This is a genomic window from Microbacterium sp. (assembly GCF_041909575.1).
GTDB lineage: Bacteria > Actinomycetota > Actinomycetes > Actinomycetales > Microbacteriaceae > Microbacterium.
Window position 1 is genome coordinate 18680 of the sequence record NZ_JAYRDE010000011.1, and the last position, 17714, is coordinate 36393.

A 17714-nucleotide genomic window follows, 5' to 3' on the forward strand; every position below is an offset into this window, starting at 1 on the left:
ACGACGCCTCGCCGACTCCGGGCCGCGATCGCACGCGATTCCGGCCTCTACGCTGGCCTCATGAGCTCCGTCGACGCCCACGCCCGACGGGCCGTGGAGGCCGTGTGGCGTGAGGAGTCCGCGCGCATCGTGGCGGCACTCACCCGCCACACGGGCGACTTCGGCTGGGCTGAGGACCTCGCGCAGGACGCGCTCCTCGAGGCTCTCGCGAAATGGCCGGGGAGCGGCATCCCGGACAATCCCGGCGCGTGGCTCCTCGCCGTGGCGAAGCGTCGCGCGATCGACGGCTGGCGGCGGCGGGAGCGCCTCGCCGTACGGCAGCCGCTGCTGGGCGCGGACGCCCTGGAGGCTGAGCGGGCGGACGACGTGCCAGAGCTGGGCGATCCCGACCGCATCGACGACGACGTGCTGCGGCTCGTGTTCATCGCGTGCCACCCGGTCCTGACGCCCCAGGCACGTCTGGCGCTCACTCTGCGCACCGTCGCCGGGCTCACGACCGAGCAGATCGGGCGCGCCCTGCTGATGACGGTCCCCACGGTGCAGCAGCGCATCGTGCGCGCCAAGCGGACGCTCGCCGAGGCCGAGGTGCCCTTCGACGTTCCCGGGCGGGCCGAGCGCCCCGCGCGCCTGGCGAGCGTCCTGCAGGTGATCTACCTGCTCTTCACGGAGGGCTACGCGCCGGCGGCAGGCGACGAAACCATCCGGCCGGACGTCGCACGCGAGGCCGTGCGGCTCGCGCGCCAGCTCCGCGCGCTGATGCCCCGCGAGACCGAGATCGATGCGCTCATCGCCCTCATGGAGTTCCAGTCGTCACGCTTCGCCACGCGAACCGACGGCGCCGGGCTGCCCCTGACCCTCGCAGAGCAGGATCGCCGCCGCTGGGACCGGTCGGCGATCGCGCGCGGCCGCGAGGCGCTGGAGAGAGCGGATGCCGCGCCCCGCGGGCTCGGGTACTACGGGCTGCAGGCGGCGATCGCGGAATGTCACGCCGTGGCCCCGACCTTCGATGAGACCGACTGGGGGCGCATCGTGCGCCTCTACGACGGCCTCGATCGGCTCGCACCGTCGCCGGTCGTGCGGCTCAACCGCGCGGTCGCCGTGTCGATGGCGGAGGGACCTGCCCAGGCGCTCGACATTGTGGATGGTCTGGAATCCGAACTCGGCGACTTCCGCCCGTTCCACGCCGTCCGCGCGGAGCTGCTCGAACGCCTCGGGAGCATGGATGCCGCGGCATCCGCGTTTCGCATCGCTGCCGGCCTTCCGGGCAACGACGCCGAGGCGGCCGTGCTGCGGCGGCGGGCAGACGCCCTCGATCAGGCTGAGCCGTAGCCGGTCTCGCCGATCTCCTCGAGGATCCGGTTCAGGTCCTGGATGCTCGCGAAATCGATCATGACCTGGCCTTTTCTCGCGGTCAGCGAGATGCGCACGCGGGTGTTCAGGCGATCACCGAGGCGCTCTGCGACCTCATCGAGGTGAGCGCGGCGCGCCCCGGCCTGGGGCTTCGGACCGCGGCTGGACGCGGCATCCGGGCCCTTCGCGGCCGCCTCGGCGGCGCGGACCGACAGATCCTCGTTGACGATCTTGTCGGCCAGTCGCTGCATGGCCTCAGGGGTGTCGAGTGACAGGATCGCCCGGGCGTGACCGGCGGTGAGCACGCCGGCCGCCACCCGCTGCTGCACCGGGACCGGCAGCTTGAGCAGGCGGATCGTGTTGCTGATCTGCGGGCGCGAGCGGCCGATGCGGCTCGCGAGCTCCTCTTGCGTGATGCCGAAGTCCTCGAGCAGCTGCTGGTATGCCGACGCTTCTTCGAGCGGGTTCAGCTCGGACCGGTGGAGGTTCTCGAGCAGCGCGTCGCGGAGAAGATGCTCGTCGGCTGTCTCGCGGATGACCGCGGGGATCGAGGTGAGTCCAGCCTCGCGGGCGGCGCGCGTGCGGCGCTCCCCCATGATCAGCTCGTACTCGCCGTTCTCATTGGCACGGACGACGACGGGCTGCAGGACGCCGAACTCCCGCACGCTGTGGACGAGCTCGGCGAGGTCCTCCGGGTTGAAGTGCGTGCGCGGCTGTCGCGGGTTGGGAACGATGGAGTGCGGGTCGATGTGGGCGAGCCGTGCCCCGGGCACCGCCAGGAGCGCTTCAGCCCCGTCTCCGCCGTTCGCGGAGACGGCCTCGCCACTGCCGTTGCCGTTGTCCTCAGTGGTGGCGGCGCGCGGGAAGAAGACGTCGGAGGGCCGGTCCTCGGCGACCTCCGTCGTCGGGATGAGTGCCCCGATTCCGCGGCCGAGGCCTGTGCGCTTGGCCATCAGGCGCTCCCTTCGATGTTCGAGTCAGCGTGGGCGGCGGCGAGATCGCCGTCGCGGCGGACGAGTTCGACCGCGGCTTCGCGGTAGGCGATGGCTCCGGCCGACTGTCCGTCGTATGCGATCACGGTCTGCCCGAAGCTCGGCGCCTCGGAGACGCGGACCGAGCGCGGGATGACGGTGTCGAGCACCTCACGGGCGAAGTGCTCGCGCACCTCTTCGGCGACCTGCTGCGCGAGGCGGGTGCGCCCGTCGAACATGGTGAGCAGGATCGTCGAGAGCGTCAGCCGCGGATTGAGGTGCTTCTGGATCATGCGGACCGTGCCGAGCAGCTGGCTCAGGCCCTCGAGGGCGTAGTACTCGCACTGGATGGGGATGAGCAGCTCGGTGGCCGCGGTGAAGGCGTTGATCGTGAGGAGGCCGAGCGAGGGCGGGCAGTCGATGAGGACGAAGTCGAGGGCGTGCTCAGGATCGGCGAGGTAGTCGTCGAGAGCCGTGCGAAGACGGTGTTCCCGTGCCACCTGCGAGACGAGCTCGATCTCGGCGCCGGCGAGATGGATCGTGCTCGGAGCGCAGAACAGGTTGGGCGACTCCGGGCTCGTCTGGACGATGTCCGCGAGGGGGAACTCGTCGATCAGCACATCGTAGACACTGGGCGTATCGGCGGTGTGAGGTACTCCGAGAGCCGTCGAGGCGTTGCCTTGCGGGTCGAGATCGATCACGAGCACGCGGGCACCGAGAGCCGCGAGGGCCGCGGCGATGTTCACCGTGGTCGTGGTCTTTCCGACGCCGCCCTTCTGATTCGAGACGGTCAGCACGCGTGTGCGGCCGGACAGTTCGACCTCGGTGCTCTCCAGCGCGCGTCGTCGCGCGGAAAGATCGGCGAGTTCGCGGGCGAGAGGGGTGTCGTCGAACGAGAAGGATGCCTCGGCTCCGGTCTCGTCGGGCTGTTTCACGTGAAACACTCTCCCTTTCGCGAGCCGATCAACAACGCCTCCCACTCTACCCGGGACCACCCCCGTTCCCGTCGGCCCCGCCCGTCTGCACGCACTCCCCGCCGGTCGAGTAGGCGGCGAAGCCGCCGTCGAGACCACCGACCGCGCAGATCTCGATACGCCCGCTCCGCGGGCACTCGATCGCCGGCCCCCATCCCGCGGTCGGGTAGGCGGCACCGCCCCCCGCCGGTCGAGTAGGCGGCGAAGCCGCCGTATCGAGACCCCACACCGCTACAGGATCTCGATACGCCCGCTCCGCGGGCTACTCGATCGCCGGCCCCTTCCCGCCGGTCGTAGGCGACGAAGGCACCGTATCGAGACCCCGGCCCCACCGGTCCGCGCCTGCTCCCGCCGGTCGAGTAGGCGGCGAAGCCGCCGTATCGAGACCATGCCTACCCGGCTCGTCTCCTATGTTTCACGTGAAACATCCCGTGCGCCGAAGTCCTTGCGACTGAGTTGTGGCAGCTTCTCCAACTGTTCCTTGACCAGCGCCAATCTCTTCGCGCGGCTCCACCCCTGCACCTGCTTCTCGCGCCGGTACGCATCGTCCACCCGGTCGAACTCTTCGAAGTAGATCAGCCGAACGGGCAATCGATTCATCGTGTAGAGCGAGCCCTCCCCATCTCCGTGCTGCGCGAGACGATGCTCGAGATCACGGGTGCTGCCCACATAGAGGGACCGGTCCGAGCATTCGAGGATGTACATGTACGCCATCGCTCGATGATTGCCGTGGGCGGCGGTGGCGCGGCCATAGGCGTCAGATCTGGTGAAAACCGCGAGAGCCAGCGGGTGGGGGAGGACGAGGGGGCCGGCATCGAATCTCAGCTCCCGGCTACGACGGAATCGTGGTGGAGCGGCCAGCCTGCGGGATCTCGATACGCCCGCTCCGCGGGCTACTCGATCGGCGGGTCCGCGGACTGGCACCTCTCGCGGTCGAGGAGGCGGCGCAGCCCACGTATCGAGACCACCGCCGCAGCACCGAGCCGACGCCGGACAGGGCCGACGTTTCATGTGAAACATCTCCACACGGGATCTCGATACGCCCGCTCCGCGGGCTACTCGATCGGCGGGTCCGCGCGGCCGGCACCTCCGGCGGTCGAGGAGGCGGCGCAGCCGCCGTATCGAGACCACCGCCGCAGCACCGAGCCGACGCCGGACAGGGCCGACGTTTCACGTGAAACATCTCCACACGGGATCTCGATACGCCCACTCCGCGGGCTACGCGATCCGCGGCCCGGCGGATCGCCAGGTTCCGCGCAGCCGCAGGTCGGGACCATCCGCAGTCCAGCGAAAGAGCCGCGGGTGGACCTGCGTCAGCGGACGGTGGCGCGGATCACCCGTGAGGGCTCGTCGAGCACGCCGTCACCGACGATCTCGACGCGCGCGTTCGTGACCCGGAACTTGCGCAGCTGCTTCTCGGCGGCGGCGATCTCGTTCGCGGCGCTCGCACCCTTGAGAAGAATCAGCTCGCCGCCGTCCCGCACAAGGGGAGCAGTCAACGGAACGAGGGTACGCAGTGCGCTCACCGCCCGTGCTGTGACGGCGTCGAGGCTGGCGCCGCCCTTCCAGTCCTCCGCGCGGGCGCGCACAACCTCGACGTTGTCCAGCTCCAGCTCGGCCGCCTGCTCGTTCAGCCACACCACACGGCGCTCCATCGGCTCGACCAGCACCCACTGCACATCGGGACGAGCGATCGCCAGCACCAGACCGGGCAATCCCGCGCCCGAACCGACGTCGCCGACGCGCCCCACCGGGAACAGGGGGGCGATGATCGCACTGTTCAGGATGTGCCGCGACCACAAGCGTGGGGGCTCGAGCGGTCCGATGAGGCCCCGTTCTTCGCCGTGCTCACCCAGGGCGGCCGTGAAGCGGCGCGCGAGTTCGATGCGCTCACCGAAGAGGTCGGCCGCGACGGCCGGTTCGATCTCGATCTCGCTCATCGATGTTTCACGTGAAACGCGCGTCAGGCGCGGCGGATCACCGTGTGACGGTCGGCGCCCTCGCCGTACGACTCCGAAACGAAACCGCGCTCCGAAACGATGTCGTGCACGAGCTTGCGCTCGTAGCTCGACATTGCCGGCAGTGACGCCTGAGATGCACCGTCATCCAGCCGCTCGATCGCGCGGTCGACCAGGGCGGCGAGCTGCTGCTGACGGGTGTCGCGGGAACCGCCGACGTCGAGGATCAGTCGAGAGAAGCGCCCGGTGCGGTTCTGCACCGCGATGCGGGTCAGCTCCTGCAGAGCCTGCACCGTGTCGGGTTCGGCAATGAGTGCGACCGACCCGCCTTCCGGAGCCTCGACGGAGACGTAGGCGCGGCCGCCGCGCACATCGAGATCGAGGTCACCGTCGATGTCGGCGATGTCGAGCAGACCCTCGAGGAAGTCGGCGGCGACGTCGCCTTCCTGCTCGAGCTGCTCGACGGTCGCGGGCTCGCGGTCTCGCACGTCGACGGGGGCGTACTCAGGAGTGCTGGTCATGATGTCCTCGGGTGGATCGGACGAGAGGGGTCAGGATGCCGCGCCGTCGCCGGCACCGGGCTGTCCGGCACCGTTCGGCTTGGGGTTCTGCTTCTGCGCCTGCTTCTTGGCGCGCTGCTTGTTCACCGGCTGCTGACGCTTGGGAGCCGCCGCGCGAGCCTTCTCAGCCTCTTCGTACAGGCGCTGCTGCTCGGCGAGGTACTTCTCCATCGGCACGACCTTGCCGGACGCGTCGAGGGCCTTGCCCTTGCGCGCGAGCCGCTCTTCGCGTTCCTTGGCGGCCTCGGAGCCCGGCGTAGGCATCTCGCGGATCACGAGGAACTGCTGACCCATGGTCCACAGGTTCGACACGAACCAGTAGATGACGACACCGAGGGGGAAGAAGACACCCGAGAAGACGAAGGCGAAGGGCAGCACCCAGAGCATGATCTTCTGCATCTGGTAGGCCTGGCCGGTCTTGGCCTCGGGGGAGAGGTTCTTCGAGATGATCTGCAGCTGCGTGAAGAACTGCGAGGCGATCATGAGCACGACGAGCGTCGCCAGGATGGCGATGGCGGCGGTGTTGCCGGTGTTCACTGCGTCGATCAACGTCTCGTGCAGCGACGCGACGCCGAACAGCTTGGCGTTGTAGAACTCGGCCGTGAGCTCGGCGTTCAGCAGGCCGACGCCGCCGATGCCGGCGTTGTAGTGCCTCGTGACGTCGTTGAGCACACTGAAGAGCGCGAAGAAGATCGGCATCTGCACAAGCAGCGGGAGACAGCTCGAGACCGGTGTCGTGCCGTGCTTCTTGTACAGCGCCATCGTCTCGCGGCTCATGGCCTCGCGGGATAGCTGATCGCGCTTGCCCTTGTACTTCTCCTGAACTTTTCGCAGTTCAGGAGCAATTTCCATCATCTTGCGCTGGCTCTTGATCTGCCGCACGAAGAGGGGGATCAGCGCCGAGCGGACGACGATCACCAGGCCGACGATCGACAGCACCCAGGTGATGCCGTCCGCCGGCGGAAGCCCGATGGCGGTGAAGAACCAGTGCCACGCGACCAGGACGGCCTCGACCGCCCACTTGAGGGGCCACAGGATGATCCCGATCAGGTCGAAGCCCCCACCCGTCGATGCGTCGGGTGCGGGAGTGGAGGCCAGCAGAAGATCCATGCGGAGGATCAGTCCTTTCCGGTGGGGGCGGGCACGACGAACCCGTGAGGGGTGAGCGCGTGCCGGAAGTGCGAGTGCGGCGGGACGTCATCGACTCCGCCGACGGCCCAGGGGTGGCAGCGTGCCAGGCGTGCGGCGGTCAGAGCCGCACCCTTCACTGCACCGTGCTGCTGGACCGCGCCGACGGCGTACGCGGAGCACGACGGGTAGTACTTGCAGACGTCGCCGTAGGTGTGGGAGATCGTCGCGCGGTAGCCGTGGAGAAGCGCGAGGACCGCGTTGCGTGGGAGCAGCGGAACGCTGCGGGCGAGATCGGATGCCTCGAACCCGGCATCCCCGATCGCGTAAGCGGGAAGAACGCTCATGCCGCCCTCCGTGCCAGGCACCGCACGACGTCGTCGCGGAGCTCTCCGAAAGGAACCGCGGCGGCGCTCGGAAGAGCGCGGATCACGATGTCGTTGCCCGCGCCGAGCGAAGGAAGCGCCTCGGCGCAGAGCGCCTTCAGCCTGCGACGCACGGTGTTGCGCACGACGGCGCCTCCGACCTGACGGCTGACGATGAAACCGAAACGCGCCGGGCCATCGGCCTCGGCGGGTTTCACATAGGTCACGGTGTGCGCACCGGCGCACCGACGACCCCTACGGACGACGGCCTTGTACTCCGCTCCGCGGGTGAGTCGGTTCGGCCTCGCGAGCACCGCTCGGGGTCAGGCCGACAGCTCGGTGCGGCCCTTGCCGCGACGAGCCGAGAGGATGGCGCGGCCGGCGCGGGTGCGCATGCGGGCGCGGAAGCCGTGCTTCTTGGCGCGACGGCGGTTGTTGGGCTGGAAGGTGCGCTTGGTCATTGGATCACTTCCGGATCGGGTGTCACCGGGAATCTGAGACCGGGGACGTTGCGTACAAGGGGACTGCCGCGTGGGCATAAGTCAACCGATTTAGGGTACGCCGAGCCGCCTGAGAACTCAAACCGAGACCTCGACGGACGGGAATTATCCCCTGGCCGCGGCATCCGTCCTGGCAGCGACACACCCGCCGGACCTACAGTGGAGTTTGCTCAGGAGACCCCCGCTGACTAGCGTGGCTCCGGCAAGTTATCCACAGGCCCCGGCGTGACGTTTCCGCGGCATCCGGTGGACCCATCAACAACCCGGGGGGGCCATGTCACCGCACGAGAATCCAGATGTCCCGGTCTGGTCAGCCGTGCTCGACGAGCTCACCCGCGACGAGCGCATCACGCCACAGCTGCAGGGCTTCATCAGTCTGGCGGTGCCGCAGGGAGTGATGGGCGGGACTCTGTACCTCGATGTCCCCAACGATCTCACCGCCGCGCAGTTCACCAAGCGCATGCGCACTCCGATCATGGAGGCACTGGCCCACGTCGAACAGGACGACGCGATCAGGGCGAACACCTTCCGTGTCGTGGTCAATCCCGAACTCGCCGACGCGCACCTGACGGCTCCGATCCCCGTCCACTCAGACGCCTCCGGGGCAGGAGCACCGGCGCCGGCTCCCGTCGTCCGCCCGCCGATGGAGGAGACACCGGATGCCGCGGCATCCGTCTCCCGCAGCGACACCCGTCTGAACCCGAAGTACACGTTCGATAACTTCGTCATCGGCCAGTCGAACCGGTTCGCCCATGCCGCGGCCGTCGCGGTGGCCGAAGCGCCGGCGAAGGCGTACAACCCGCTCTTCATCTACGGCGACTCGGGGCTGGGGAAGACCCACCTCCTGCACGCGATCGGCGACTACGCGATGAGCCTCTACTCCGGCATCCGCGTGCGGTACGTGTCGAGCGAGGAGTTCACGAACGACTTCATCAACTCGATCGCCAACAACCGGGGATCGGCCTTCCAGGCTCGCTATCGCGACGTCGACATCCTGCTGATCGACGACATCCAGTTCCTGCAGGGGCGCGCCGAGACGCAGGAGGCGTTCTTCCACACCTTCAACACGCTGCACGACCACGACAAACAGGTCGTGATCACCAGCGACGTGCCGCCGAAGCATCTGACCGGCTTCGAGGACCGGATGCGCAGCCGGTTCGAGTGGGGCCTCATCACCGATGTCCAGGCACCCGACCTCGAGACCCGCATCGCCATCCTGCGCAAGAAGGCGCAGTCGGAGCGCCTCCACATCCCCGACGAGGTGCTCGAGTACATCGCGACGGTGGTCTCGAGCAACATCCGCGAGCTGGAGGGCGCGCTCATCCGCGTCTCCGCCTTCGCGAGTCTCAACCGTTCGACGCTCGACATGTCGCTCGCCCAGACCGTGCTGCGCGACATCGTCGATCAGGACGATGCGAACGTCATCTCGCCGACCGACATCATCACGGCCACGGCGCAGTACTTCAAGCTCACCGTCGACGATCTGTACGGCTCGAGCCGCTCGCAGTCGGTCGCCACCGCCCGGCAGATCGCGATGTACCTGTGCCGGGAGCGCACGAGCCTGTCCCTCCCGAAGATCGGGCAGCTGTTCGGAAACCGCGACCACACGACGGTGATGTACGCGTACAAGAAGATCAGCGACCTCATGAAAGAGCGCCGCTCGATCTACAACCAGGTCTCCGAGATCACCACTCAGCTCGGCCGAAACGGGCGCTGATGTCACCCGCGGTGATATACCGCGATTGGTGCTTGACATCGAAAGATGAGAACGCCATCATTTGCGTTCTTCACAGTGTGGAAAACCTGTGGATAACTCGACGGACTAGCGGAATCCCTGTGAGTGCCCGGCCGATGCCTGTGGATGAATCCGAGGACACGATTCGCGACGCGATCGCCTTTCGGATCTCACTCCGCAGCCGGTCCACATCTCACACGCTTGTGATTCCGGTGTCCCGACTGGGATCGCCCGAGTTGTCCACAGTTTCCACAGCGGTTAACACCATGACAAGAAGTATTTGATGAACACCGGTCCGATCACCTTGACGGTGGAAAGAGCGGTGGACGGATGCCGCGGCCCCGGCGCACTAGCATCGGAACGGCCTGGCACTAGCATGAGAACCCCCAGCCAGCACTCGAGGGAGCATTCGTGAAGTTCCACGTCAACCGCGATGTGTTCAGCGAAGCCGTGTCGTTCGTCGTCAAGCTCCTGCCGCAGCGCAACCCGCAGCCGATCCTCGCGGGCGTGCTGATCGAGGCATCCGATGCCGGCCTGTCGCTCGCCGCGTTCGACTACGAAGCCTCCGCGCGCACCACGATCGAGGCCACAGTCGACGACCCGGGCACGATCCTGGTTCACGGCCGTCTGCTGTCCGAGATCGCCAGCCGCCTGCCCAACGCCCCCATCCAGGTCGAGGTCGACGACGACGGGGGCATCCTGCTCACCTGCGGCTCCGCACGGTTCACGCTGGCATCGATGCCGGTGCAGGAATACCCGGCCATCCCCGAGGTCACCGGCGATTCCGGTCTCGTCCCGTCCGAGGACTTCGCCACCGCCATCGCGCAGGTCGCCTTCGCCGCGTCGCGTGACGACGTCACCCCCGTGCTCACCGGCGTGCAGCTCGAGGTGACGGGCAATGCCCTGAGCCTCGTCGCGACCGACCGCTACCGCGTCGCGCTGCGCGAGATCCCGTGGGACGGCGGCGGCGTCGCCTCCGACGAGTCCACCACCGCGCTCGTCCCGGCGCGCACGCTGACTGAAGTCGGCAAGACCTTCGCGCACGGCGGCGACATCTCCATCGCCTTCTCGGGCTCGGGCGATCGCGAGATCATCGCGTTCACCGCCGGCAACAAGACCGTGACGTCGTTGCTCATCAAGGGCAACTTCCCGCCCGTGCGGCGGCTCTTCCCCGAGGCGACCGAGCACCACGCCGTCGTCAACACCGCCGAACTGGTCGAGGCGGTGCGGCGCGTGTCGCTCGTGCTCGACCGCTCGGCGCCGCTGCGCTTCACGTTCACGACCGACAGCGTGTCGATGGATGCCTCGGGCACGGAGCAGGCTCGTGCGACCGAGTCGGTAGACGCCAACCTCGTCGGCGAGGACGTCACGCTCGGCCTCAACCCGCAGTACCTGCTGGAGTCGCTGAGCGCGGTCAAGAGCGAGTTCGTGCGCATCACGTTCACTTCGAGCGAGAACGCCAACAAGCTCAGCCCGGTGCTGATCACCCCGCAGACCTCGGTCGACAAGGCCGGTGCCGACTCGTTCCGCTACCTCCTGCAGCCGAACCTGCTTCTGCGGTGACGTCGCCCGCGATCATTAGGCTTGTCCGGTGATCGTGGAGCAGCTGAGTCTCGTCGACTTCCGCAACTACGCGGTCGCCGAGGTCTCGCTCGGTCCGGGCCCCAACGTGTTCGTCGGCCGCAACGGCCAAGGAAAGACGAATCTCGCCGAGGCGATCGGCTACTTCGCGACGCTCGGTTCGCATCGCGTGTCCAGCGACGCGCCGATGGTGCGACATGGCGCGGATGCCGCGATCGTCCGAGCACGTCTCGCCCACGGCGATCGCCGCGTGCTGCTCGAGGCGCAGCTCAACCGCCAGGGTTCCAACAAGGCGCGGGTGAACGGGGCGCCGGTGAAGCCGTCCGAACTGCCGCGATACGCCCAGGTCGTGCTCTTCGCTCCCGAGGATCTGCAGATCGTCCGCGGCGATCCCTCCGCCCGCCGGCGTTTCGCGGACCAGCTCCTCGTGCAGCGCTCGCCCCGCATGGCCGGGGTGCTCGCCGACTACGACCGGGTTCTCAAGCAGCGCACCGCCCTGCTCAAGTCCGCGAAGGCGCGCGGCATCCGCGGCGAAGCGCTCACGACCCTGGATGTGTGGGATGACAAGCTCGTCTCCCTTGGCACCGAGGTGATCGAGGCCCGCCTGGCCCTCGCGGCCGACCTCGCCGCGCCGCTGTCGGCCGCCTACTCCGCGATCGCCGGCGCCGACCACCGTCCCGAGGCGGCATGGGTGCTGTCGGTCTCGGGCGCGGACCCCGAGGAGGGGACCGAGGCGCCCGCGGGCGAGGCATCCGGCTCCCGCATCGCGGATCTTTTCCGTCAAGCCCTCGCAGCCCGCCGGTCCGCCGAGCTCGATCGCGGACTCACGCTCGTCGGCCCGCACCGCGACGACCTGCTCCTCCGTGTGCGCGGACTTCCCGTCAAGGGATACGCGTCGCACGGCGAATCCTGGTCGGTCGCGCTCGCGCTGCGCCTCGCGTCGGCCGAGCTTCTGCGGGCGGATTCACGGCTCGGCGACCCCGTGCTCATCCTCGACGACGTCTTCGCCGAACTCGATGCGGATCGCCGGGCACGGCTCGCGGTCCTGGCTGCCGACTACGAGCAGGTGGTGGTGACGGCGGCTGTGGAGGAGGATGTGCCCGCGGCTCTGCGGGCGCGCGTCGTGCGCGTCGAGGCCGGCACGATCCTGGAGGCGATGGATGCCTGAGCACGGCGCACCCGCCGAGGGCGCGGCATCCGATTTCCCCGCCCCGGTGCCCGAGACCGTGGCGACCTATCTGCGCCTCCGCGGCCTCGAGCCCTCTGCGCGGTCCTATCGGAAGAAGCGCCGGCGCTCAGTCGACGACGAGAACGCCCCGTTCACCCCGGGACGCGACCCGCGGGGGATGGGCGACGTGCTCGCCCAGCTCACCCGGGAGTCCGGGTGGGACAAGGAGCTCGCGCGCGAGGACGTCGTGCGGGCATGGTCCGATGTGGCCGGCGACGACACGGCACGGCACACCCGGCCGGTCGCGTTCTCGGAGGGCACGCTGACGGTGCAGGCCGACTCGACGGCGTGGGCGAAGCAGCTTCAGCTCATGCGCGCGCACATCCTCTCGGAGATCGTGCGACGCTTCCCCGACGCCGGGGTGGACGCGATCCGTTTCATCGGGCCGGACGTCCCCTCTTGGAAATGGGGTCCCAGAACGATTCCAGGGCGTGGTCCGCGCGATACCTACGGCTGAGCCACGTCAGATATCGTCCGGAGCGATTTCCGTCCACCACAGAGGCGTATAAGCCCGCAAGAGAGGGCTTACTTGGTAGACTGTCAGTGACCCCGCCGAACGATCTGGAGCGCCCTGACTTATGACGTCCGTGAACCCCGACAGCGTTCCCGAAGAACCCGCAGCCCGACCCGCCGAGCCGGTTCAGAACGAGTACGGGGCCGACGAAATCCAGGTGCTCGAAGGCCTCGAGGCGGTGCGCAAGCGCCCCGGCATGTACATCGGCTCCACCGGCGCCCGCGGCCTTCACCACCTGGTGCAGGAGATCGTCGACAACTCCGTCGACGAGGCCCTCGCCGGGTACTGCGACACGATCGATGTGACGATTCTCGAGGACGGGGCTGTCCGCGTGGTCGACAACGGCCGCGGCATCCCGGTCGACATGCACAAGACCGAGGGCAAGTCCACCGTCGAGGTCGTGCTCACGGTGCTGCACGCCGGCGGAAAGTTCGGCGGCGGGGGCTACGCCGTCTCGGGTGGTCTCCACGGCGTGGGCTCGTCGGTCGTGAACGCGCTCTCCACCCGCCTCGAGGTCGAGGTCAAGCGCCAGGGTCACGTCTGGCGGCAGTCGTACCGCGACGGCGGCACGCCGCTCGCCCCCCTCGCGATGGGCGAGGAGAGCAGCGAGACCGGCACCACGATCACGTTCTGGCCGGATGCCTCGATCTTCGACACCGTCGACTTCGACTACGACACCCTCCGCACCCGGTTCCAGCAGATGGCCTTCCTGAACAAAGGCCTCCGCATCAGCCTGCGCGACGACCGGCCGGAGGGCCTCGTCGAGCAGGGCGAGCCGGGCGAGGACGAACTGAAGCCGCGCCACGACAGCTTCCTCTACGAGCGCGGGCTCGTCGACTACGTCGAGCACCTCAACAAGGTGCGGCACGCGGATGTCGTCAACGACGAGATCATCGACTTCGAGTCCGAGGACACCGACCGCAAGATCGCGCTCGAGCTCGCGATGCAGTGGACGACGAGCTACACCGAGAACGTCTTCACGTACGCGAACACGATCAACACCCACGAGGGCGGCACGCACGAGGAAGGCTTCCGCGCGGCGCTCACGACGCTGGTCAACCGCTACGCCCGCGCGCAGAACCTCCTCAAGGAGAAGGACGACAACCTGACCGGTGAGGACATCCGCGAGGGACTCACGGCCGTGATCTCGGTCAAGCTCTCGGAGCCCCAGTTCGAGGGTCAGACCAAGACCAAGCTCGGCAACACCGAGGCGAAGGCATTCGTGCAGAAGGTCGTCGGCGATCAGCTCGGCGACTGGTTCGACCGCAACCCGGTGCAGGCCAAGAACGTCATCCGCAAGGCGATCGATGCCGCCACGGCGCGCTTGGCCGCCCGCAAGGCGCGCGAGACCGCGCGCCGCAAGAGCGTGTTCGAGTCCGCGGCGATGCCCGACAAGCTCAAGGACTGCACGAGCAAGGACCCGTCGATCAGCGAGATCTTCCTCGTCGAGGGCGACTCGGCCGGGGGCTCGGCCGTGCAGGGCCGTGACCCGCACACGCAGGCGATCCTGGCGCTGCGCGGCAAGATCCTAAACGTCGAGCGCGCGCGCCTCGACCGCGCCCTGGGCAACAAAGAGGTCCAGGCGATGATCCAGGCCTTCGGCACGGGCATCGGCGAGGACTTCGACATCGCGAAGGCGCGCTACCACAAGATCGTGCTCATGGCCGATGCCGACGTCGACGGCCAGCACATCACGACGCTGCTGCTGACGCTGCTGTTCCGCTACATGCGCGGGCTCATCGAGGCGGGCTACGTCTATCTGGCGCAGCCGCCGCTCTACCGGCTGAAGTGGTCGAACTCGGCTCACGAGTACGTCTACAGCGACCGTGAGCGCGACGCGCTCCTCAGCGACGGCGTCGCGAGCGGCAAGCGGATCCCGAAGGACAACGGCATCCAGCGCTACAAGGGCCTCGGCGAGATGAACGACAAGGAGCTCTGGGAGACGACCATGGATCCCGAGACCCGCACGCTCAAGCAGGTGACGATCGACGACGCCGCATCGGCCGACGAGATCTTCACCGTCCTGATGGGCGAGGACGTCGAGTCCCGCCGCAGCTTCATCCAGCGCAACGCCAAGGACGTTCGCTTCCTCGACATCTGATCGACGAAGCGCACCGAGAGTACGGAATCACATGACTGACGAAGAACGTCCCGCCACCGAGCACAACCACGGGCAGATCGACCAGGTCGACCTGCAGTCGGAGATGCAGCGCAGCTATCTCGACTACGCGATGAGTGTCATCGTCGGTCGCGCGCTGCCGCGGGTCGAGGACGGCCTCAAGCCCGTGCACCGCCGCGTGATCTACGGCATGTACGACGGCGGCTTCCGTCCCGACAAGTCGTTCTCGAAGTGCGCCCGCGTCGTCGGCGAGGTGATGGGCCACTACCACCCGCACGGCGATGCCCCGATCTACGACGCCCTCGTCCGCCTCGTGCAGCCCTGGTCGCTGCGCTATCCGCTCGCCCAGGGCCAGGGCAACTTCGGATCCCCGGGCAACCAGGGAGCGGCCGCTCCTCGGTACACCGAGACCAAGATGGCTCAGCTCGCGCTCGAGATGGTGCGCGACATCGAGGAAGACACCGTCGACTTCCAGGACAACTACGACGGGCAGACCCAGGAGCCCGTCGTTCTGCCGGCGCGCTTCCCGAACCTGCTGGTCAACGGCTCCGTCGGCATCGCGGTCGGCATGGCGACCAACATCCCGCCGCACAACCTGCGCGAGGTGGCCGACGGCGCGCTGTGGGCGCTGGAGAATCCGGATGCCTCGCGCGAGGAGCTCCTCGAGGCGCTCATGGAGCGCATCCCCGGCCCCGACTTCCCGACGCACGCACAGATCCTCGGCACGAAGGGCATCAAGGACGCCTATCGCACCGGCCGCGGGTCGATCACGATGCGCGCCGTCGTCAACGTCGAGGAGATCCAGGGACGCACGTGCCTCGTGATCACCGAACTGCCGTATCAGGTCAACCCCGACAACGTCGCTGTCAAGATCAGCGATCTCGCGCGCGAGGGCAAGATCACGGGCATCGCCGACATCCGCGACGAGTCGTCGGGCCGCACCGGCCAGCGCCTCGTCATCGTGCTCAAGCGCGATGCCGTCGCCAAGGTCGTGCTGAACAACCTGTACAAGCACACGCAGCTGCAGGAGAACTTCGGCGCGAACATGCTCGCCATCGTCGACGGCGTGCCGCGCACCCTGCCGCTCGACGGCTTCGTATCGCACTGGATCGACCACCAGATCGAAGTGATCGTCCGCCGCACGCGATTCCGTCTCGCCAAGGCCGAGCGCCGCATGCACATCCTGCGGGGCTATCTGAAGGCGCTCGACGCGCTCGACGAGGTGATCGCGCTCATCCGCCGGTCGCCCACCGTGGACGAGGCCCGCGAAGGCCTGAAGACCCTGCTCGAGATCGACGACGACCAGGCTCAGGCGATCCTCGACATGCAGCTGCGTCGCCTCGCCGCGCTCGAACGCCAGAAGATCATCGACGAGGCCGCCGAGATCGAGACGCAGATCGCCGACTACAACGACATCCTCGCCACGCCTGCGCGCCAGCGCACGATCATCCGCGACGAGCTGACCGAGATCGTGCAGAAGTTCGGCGACGACCGCCGCACCGAGATCCTCCATGGATACGAGGGCGGCATGACGAACGAAGACCTGATCCCCGAGGAGGAGATGGTCCTCACCGTCACGCGCGACGGCTACATCAAGCGCACACGCAGCGACAACTACCGCTCGCAGCACCGCGGTGGCAAGGGCGTGAAGGGCGCGCAGCTGCGCGCGGACGACGTCGTCGAGCACTTCTTCGTCACGACGACGCACCACTGGCTCCTCTTCTTCACGACGAAGGGCCGCGTCTACCGGGCGAAGGCGTACGAGGTTCCCGAGGCCGGCCGCGACGCGAAGGGACAGCACGTCGCGAACCTGCTCGCGCTGCAGCCCGGGGAGGAGATCGCCCAGATCCTCGACATCCGCGATTACAGCGTCGCGACCTACCTCGTGCTCGCGACCCGCAGCGGACTGGTCAAGAAGACCCGCCTGACCGAGTACGACACCAACCGCCAGGGCGGCATCATCGCGATCAAGCTCCGCGGGCAGGTGCCCGAGGAGGGCGACGAGGACGACGTCGAGTCCGACGACGAGCTCGTCAGCGCGCTGCTCGTGGATGAGGGCGACGACATCCTCCTCATCAGCCGCCATGGCATGTCGCTGCGCTTCTCGGCGACCGACGGAGCGCTTCGGCCGATGGGCCGGTCGACCTCGGGCGTGAAGGGCATGGACTTCCGGCCCGGCGACAGCCTGCTGTCCGCGTCTGTCGCGCAGGACGACGAATACGTCTTCGTGGTGACGGAGGGCGGGTACGCCAAGCGCACCGCGGTGGACCAGTACCGCGTGCAGAACCGCGGCGGTCTGGGCATCAAGGTGGCCAAACTGAACGTGGATCGGGGCGATCTCGCGGGTGGGCTCATCGTGTCCGAGGACGACGAGGTCTTGGTGGTTCTTGCCAGCGGCAAGGTGGTACGCTCTGCCGTGGCCGAGGTCCCAGCCAAGGGCCGCGACACCATGGGTGTCGTGTTCGCCCGCGCGGCAGACGAAGATCGCATCATCGCGATCGCGCGCAATGGAGAGCGTGGCCTCGCCGAGAATGCAGAAGCCGCCGATGAAGAATCGGCCACCCCCCAGGCTTCTCCCGAGACCCCCGAAGAGAGTGTTGACGCATGAGCACGGTAGCCGACAAGCTCGCAAAGAAATCCAGCCACAAGACGTCCGCCAAGCAGGTTCGCCTGCGCCTGGTCTACATCGACTTCTGGTCGGCCGTGAAGCTGTCGTTCCTCGCCGCGATCG

General features: G+C 67.9%; 16 protein-coding genes and 1 pseudogene. 8 read left to right on the forward strand and 9 right to left on the reverse strand.

The genetic code is table 11. The features are described 5' to 3' along the window. Positions 1–60 precede the first annotated feature (60 nt). On the forward strand, positions 61–1329 hold the full coding sequence (locus tag ACE3O1_RS03065) for an RNA polymerase sigma factor (RefSeq protein WP_374312298.1): 1269 nt from the start codon (positions 61–63) through the stop codon (positions 1327–1329). On the opposite strand, the gene ACE3O1_RS03070 is transcribed toward ACE3O1_RS03065, so the two are convergent. From ACE3O1_RS03070 to rpmH, 9 genes are all read right to left on the reverse strand, one after another. Further along, positions 1314–2303 (reverse strand): ParB/RepB/Spo0J family partition protein, encoded by a 990-nt coding sequence (locus tag ACE3O1_RS03070; RefSeq protein WP_374312300.1) that lies wholly within the window; start codon positions 2301–2303, stop codon positions 1314–1316. The genes ACE3O1_RS03065 and ACE3O1_RS03070 overlap by 16 nt on opposite strands. Then, the gene (locus ACE3O1_RS03075; protein WP_374312302.1) at positions 2303–3256 is read right to left on the reverse strand and encodes a ParA family protein; all 954 of its coding nucleotides are present in this window, start codon (positions 3254–3256) and stop codon (positions 2303–2305) included. The genes ACE3O1_RS03070 and ACE3O1_RS03075 overlap by 1 nt, the downstream gene beginning before the upstream one ends. A 447-nt stretch (positions 3257–3703) precedes the next feature. Then, complete coding sequence (locus ACE3O1_RS03080) at positions 3704–4009, reverse strand: GIY-YIG nuclease family protein (RefSeq protein WP_374312304.1); 306 nt, start codon at positions 4007–4009, stop codon at positions 3704–3706. A gap of 599 nt (positions 4010–4608) precedes the next feature. After that, a complete protein-coding gene (gene rsmG, locus ACE3O1_RS03085) occupies positions 4609–5235 on the reverse strand; it encodes a 16S rRNA (guanine(527)-N(7))-methyltransferase RsmG (protein WP_374312306.1) in 627 nt (208 codons plus the stop codon). A 23-nt stretch (positions 5236–5258) separates the two neighbouring features. After that, positions 5259–5774 (reverse strand): protein jag, encoded by a 516-nt coding sequence (locus ACE3O1_RS03090; protein ID WP_374312308.1) that lies wholly within the window; start codon positions 5772–5774, stop codon positions 5259–5261. A 30-nt stretch (positions 5775–5804) separates the two neighbouring features. Next, positions 5805–6923: a membrane protein insertase YidC gene (gene yidC / locus ACE3O1_RS03095; protein WP_374312310.1), complete on the reverse strand. Its 1119-nt coding sequence runs from the start codon at positions 6921–6923 to the stop codon at positions 5805–5807. An 8-nt stretch (positions 6924–6931) separates the two neighbouring features. Then, positions 6932–7288 carry a membrane protein insertion efficiency factor YidD gene (gene yidD, locus ACE3O1_RS03100; RefSeq protein WP_374312312.1) on the reverse strand — a complete coding sequence of 119 codons (357 nt, stop codon included), beginning with the start codon at positions 7286–7288 and terminating at the stop codon, positions 6932–6934. Continuing rightward, complete coding sequence (rnpA, locus tag ACE3O1_RS03105; protein ID WP_374312314.1) at positions 7285–7620, reverse strand: ribonuclease P protein component; 336 nt, start codon at positions 7618–7620, stop codon at positions 7285–7287. The genes yidD and rnpA overlap by 4 nt, the downstream gene beginning before the upstream one ends. Positions 7621–7629: 9 nt before the next feature. Continuing rightward, complete coding sequence (gene rpmH, locus ACE3O1_RS03110; protein WP_056123502.1) at positions 7630–7767, reverse strand: 50S ribosomal protein L34; 138 nt, start codon at positions 7765–7767, stop codon at positions 7630–7632. Between the two features lie 313 nt (positions 7768–8080). Between rpmH and dnaA the strand changes: the two genes are divergently transcribed. The 7 genes and pseudogenes from dnaA to ACE3O1_RS03145 form a co-directional block, all read left to right on the forward strand. Further along, positions 8081–9523, forward strand: a complete 1443-nt coding sequence (gene dnaA / locus ACE3O1_RS03115; protein WP_374312316.1) for a chromosomal replication initiator protein DnaA — start codon at positions 8081–8083, stop codon at positions 9521–9523. A 429-nt stretch (positions 9524–9952) separates the two neighbouring features. Beyond that, complete coding sequence (dnaN, locus tag ACE3O1_RS03120; RefSeq protein ID WP_374312318.1) at positions 9953–11104, forward strand: DNA polymerase III subunit beta; 1152 nt, start codon at positions 9953–9955, stop codon at positions 11102–11104. Between the two features lie 28 nt (positions 11105–11132). Beyond that, positions 11133–12290: a DNA replication/repair protein RecF gene (recF, locus tag ACE3O1_RS03125; protein ID WP_374312319.1), complete on the forward strand. Its 1158-nt coding sequence runs from the start codon at positions 11133–11135 to the stop codon at positions 12288–12290. Then, positions 12283–12807 carry a DUF721 domain-containing protein gene (locus tag ACE3O1_RS03130; RefSeq protein ID WP_374312320.1) on the forward strand — a complete coding sequence of 175 codons (525 nt, stop codon included), beginning with the start codon at positions 12283–12285 and terminating at the stop codon, positions 12805–12807. Before recF ends, ACE3O1_RS03130 begins: the two co-directional genes overlap by 8 nt. 121 nt (positions 12808–12928) lie before the next feature. After that, positions 12929–14965, forward strand: a complete 2037-nt coding sequence (gene gyrB / locus ACE3O1_RS03135) for a DNA topoisomerase (ATP-hydrolyzing) subunit B (RefSeq protein ID WP_374312321.1) — start codon at positions 12929–12931, stop codon at positions 14963–14965. A 31-nt stretch (positions 14966–14996) separates the two neighbouring features. Then, the gene (gene gyrA / locus ACE3O1_RS03140; protein ID WP_374312323.1) at positions 14997–17591 is read left to right on the forward strand and encodes a DNA gyrase subunit A; all 2595 of its coding nucleotides are present in this window, start codon (positions 14997–14999) and stop codon (positions 17589–17591) included. After that, a pseudogene (locus tag ACE3O1_RS03145) lies at positions 17588–17714 on the forward strand (DUF3566 domain-containing protein); the annotation flags it as partial. The gene gyrA and the pseudogene ACE3O1_RS03145, both read left to right, overlap by 4 nt.

What these genes read in the sequence shown, in the direction of transcription:
- ACE3O1_RS03065 (WP_374312298.1), top strand. Translation starts at nt 61, where the DNA reads ATGAGCTCCGTCGACGCCCACGCCCGACGGGCCGTGGAGGCCGTGTGG.
- ACE3O1_RS03070 (WP_374312300.1), bottom strand. Translation starts at nt 2,303, where the DNA reads ATGGCCAAGCGCACAGGCCTCGGCCGCGGAATCGGGGCACTCATCCCG.
- ACE3O1_RS03080 (WP_374312304.1), bottom strand. Translation starts at nt 4,009, where the DNA reads ATGGCGTACATGTACATCCTCGAATGCTCGGACCGGTCCCTCTATGTG.
- rsmG (WP_374312306.1), bottom strand. Translation starts at nt 5,235, where the DNA reads ATGAGCGAGATCGAGATCGAACCGGCCGTCGCGGCCGACCTCTTCGGT.
- ACE3O1_RS03090 (WP_374312308.1), bottom strand. Translation starts at nt 5,774, where the DNA reads ATGACCAGCACTCCTGAGTACGCCCCCGTCGACGTGCGAGACCGCGAG.
- yidC (WP_374312310.1), bottom strand. Translation starts at nt 6,923, where the DNA reads ATGGATCTTCTGCTGGCCTCCACTCCCGCACCCGACGCATCGACGGGT.
- yidD (WP_374312312.1), bottom strand. Translation starts at nt 7,288, where the DNA reads ATGAGCGTTCTTCCCGCTTACGCGATCGGGGATGCCGGGTTCGAGGCA.
- rpmH (WP_056123502.1), bottom strand. Translation starts at nt 7,767, where the DNA reads ATGACCAAGCGCACCTTCCAGCCCAACAACCGCCGTCGCGCCAAGAAG.
- dnaA (WP_374312316.1), top strand. Translation starts at nt 8,081, where the DNA reads ATGTCACCGCACGAGAATCCAGATGTCCCGGTCTGGTCAGCCGTGCTC.
- ACE3O1_RS03130 (WP_374312320.1), top strand. Translation starts at nt 12,283, where the DNA reads ATGCCTGAGCACGGCGCACCCGCCGAGGGCGCGGCATCCGATTTCCCC.
- gyrB (WP_374312321.1), top strand. Translation starts at nt 12,929, where the DNA reads ATGACGTCCGTGAACCCCGACAGCGTTCCCGAAGAACCCGCAGCCCGA.
- gyrA (WP_374312323.1), top strand. Translation starts at nt 14,997, where the DNA reads ATGACTGACGAAGAACGTCCCGCCACCGAGCACAACCACGGGCAGATC.